The following is a 2528-nucleotide window of genomic DNA, read 5'->3' on the forward strand; positions in this document are numbered from 1 at the left end:
ATTAAGGGAACGTGTTTCATTAATGAAGAGCGGCCAACAGGAATGATTAACCCGAACTCAGAGAGTAGGGCGCGCATGCGATTCATAAGCGCGGTGCGCTCACGAACCCAATGCTCTCTCATTCTATGTACCGATAAGATGGCTTGTTGCTCAGGGGATTTTACGGGTACAAAGCGAGTTGATGGACGCTGAACAGCTTCGCATATGGCAACAGCATCATTAAGGTCGTTCTTTCCCTTAGTTCGATAAGGGATTACGTATTTAACGGCCATGATACGGGCGTCATGTCCCAGTTTATTGAGTGTTCTTGCCCAATAATGTGCACCACCACACGCTTCAACGCCTATACGCATGAGTGGCATATTTGCTATTGTAGTCAGTAGTTTAGAGCGAGTTACCGACTTATGAAGTATGACCTTACCATTTTGGTCTACGGCATGAAGACTGAAGTGGTTTTTAGCTAGGTCGATACCGCAGAAATAAGAATAATCAGACATGGTGCCTCCGATGCATTTAAGTACCACATAAGTGTGGCAGATCCTCGGTAGGGGGAATCCATGTCATTCGTTATGCGACCTTATGGAAATTGAGATTTATGGATAAATTTAGAATCCTTCAAGAACTTGGTGCGGGTGACTTTCAGCACTTTAATGGTTCATTGGAAGCGCATCTAAAAGGGACTGAAAAAGTTCTAATAAACTGGGGTAGTAGCGAGTTACTTCAAATTGCAGGTCTTTTTCATGCAGCTTATGGAACAGCAGGTTTCGACGAAAATATGGTATCGCTCAGCCAGCGCCAAGAAATAGCACGTATTATCGGTTGTGATGAAGAAGCTTTGGTTTACTTGTATTGCTCATGCGATCGAGACTATGTATTTCCTCAATTTGGTAAAATACTAGAAATCCAATTCAAAGATAGATTCACAGGTTCAACCTTCGAGCTCGACAATGTAATGGTGAAATTGTTTTGTGAGTTAACTGTCGCTAATGAACTAGAGCTCGTATATAGCAGTGAAGAATTCAAACTAAAGTATGGTGCTGAGCTATTTGAACTGTTTCAAGGTATGGACAGTTACCTAAGTTCAGAGGCTAAAAATGCATACAAATCAGCATTGTCGAATTTCGCATAACAAGCAATTCAAGCAGACTGCCAACGCTTGGCATTTTCAGCTCGGCTTAGTTTCAGTGATTTAGGTGGTAAGTTTGAGTCTAATGGTAGCGTTGTCAGCTACTTAATTGGGCGTTATGTGCTCGGAGGAAAAATGAGAAGAGTCGTTCAACAAGATCGTACAGGTTGCGGTTTGGCTTGTATTGCTATATTAGCTGGAACTGAGTACTCCAACGTAAAAGATATTGCGTTAGGCTTGTTCAATCGTGAATCAAATGATGAATTTTATACAAGTGCTTCTGAACTACAAAAATTAGGTCAAGAATTAAATCTCAATGTTGGTGGAAAACGTCGAGTTTTTAAGGGATTCAATGCATTACCTGATTTAGCTATCCTAGCGATCAATTATCGAGAAAAAGAAGATACTTGGCACTGGGTTGTGTATTGCCGTGACGGAGGTAATGAGTTTGTAATTGATCCGAAAAAAGCGGTAAAAGCAGAGCGACGCACGGATTTTGGGCGGCTAGCTAAAAGTACTAGATGGTTTATGGCGGTGAAACGCACATAACAAGTTGCTTAAGAGTGACGGCTAACATTTGGTATTTTTGGTTTGGTTGAGTTTAGTGATTACGTGGCTTTGTTGAGTTCAGTGGTTTAGCCGCACCTTAGCAAGGCGTTAGCTTTTTTGGAGGTCAATTGGAAGATTTAGTATTAATCTTAAACATTGCTGTGGTGGTATCCATATCCATCGGCGGCTTTCTTGTTAGAAATTACTTTCCCAAGTATTTGTCTGAAAAAGCCAAAAACTTAGCGACAAAAGAAGATATCGGGCAGATTACAGACCAAGTAGAATCAATTAAACGTCAGCATGCCGTCGAACTCGAAAAGGTCAAAACAGAACTAGATGTAAAAGGGGCTCTTCGTCAGTCATTTCAATCTAAGAGCTTGGACGCTCTGACTGCTATTGATGAGTTACTCGTAGAAATTCATTTATACAGCTGGAAGCAACTTGCTGAACGATCACCAAATGAACATTACGTCTGGAGTAATGTCGACACTTTAGCCGAAAATCGACATTTTCATTATTATCGTGTCGCTATAGATAAAGTTAAAATGGTTCATGGTCTTTACCTTACTTCAGCAGCAAAGCGAGCTTTATCAGGCTTATCTCAATCTATAGGGATGCTATCTAGTATGGAACTTGCTCTCAACAATGATCCTGACGAAGCAATTTTAGAATCTGCGGTTCCAGGTTATTCGTCAGCCATTGAGTCTGTTGAAATGTGTCGAAAGAAGCTAATGCACGAACTGGGAGTACAAAGCTAACAAACGACTATGGCGTCAATGATTAATTTTTGGCAGTGTTTTCATCCCACATGGCGCCATCTCTCAGCATAGAGTTAAGAGTCACAACCATCTTT

General features: G+C 41.1%; 3 protein-coding genes and 1 pseudogene. 3 read left to right on the plus strand and 1 reads right to left on the minus strand.

The features are described 5' to 3' along the window. Positions 1–497: pseudogene (locus tag AACR09_RS16250) on the minus strand (IS110-like element ISVisp6 family transposase); the annotation flags it as partial. A gap of 98 nt (positions 498–595) precedes the next feature. On the opposite strand from AACR09_RS16250, the gene AACR09_RS16255 reads away from it, so the two are divergent. The 3 genes from AACR09_RS16255 to AACR09_RS16265 all read left to right on the plus strand — a co-directional run bounded on the left by AACR09_RS16255 (position 596) and on the right by AACR09_RS16265 (position 2433). Continuing rightward, positions 596–1129, plus strand: coding sequence for a DUF6817 domain-containing protein (locus AACR09_RS16255; RefSeq protein ID WP_193835413.1), 534 nt, complete (start codon positions 596–598; stop codon positions 1127–1129). A gap of 27 nt (positions 1130–1156) precedes the next feature. Then, positions 1157–1675, plus strand: a complete 519-nt coding sequence (locus AACR09_RS16260) for a cysteine peptidase family C39 domain-containing protein (protein WP_193835414.1) — start codon at positions 1157–1159, stop codon at positions 1673–1675. Between the two features lie 128 nt (positions 1676–1803). Further along, entirely contained in the window at positions 1804–2433 is a 630-nt protein-coding gene (locus AACR09_RS16265; RefSeq protein ID WP_193835415.1) for a hypothetical protein, read from the plus strand. Positions 2434–2528: the final 95 nt, after the last annotated feature.

The sequence above is a fragment of the Vibrio sp. OPT20 genome, assembly GCF_963889365.1.
Classification (GTDB): Bacteria; Pseudomonadota; Gammaproteobacteria; order Enterobacterales; family Vibrionaceae; genus Vibrio; species Vibrio splendidus.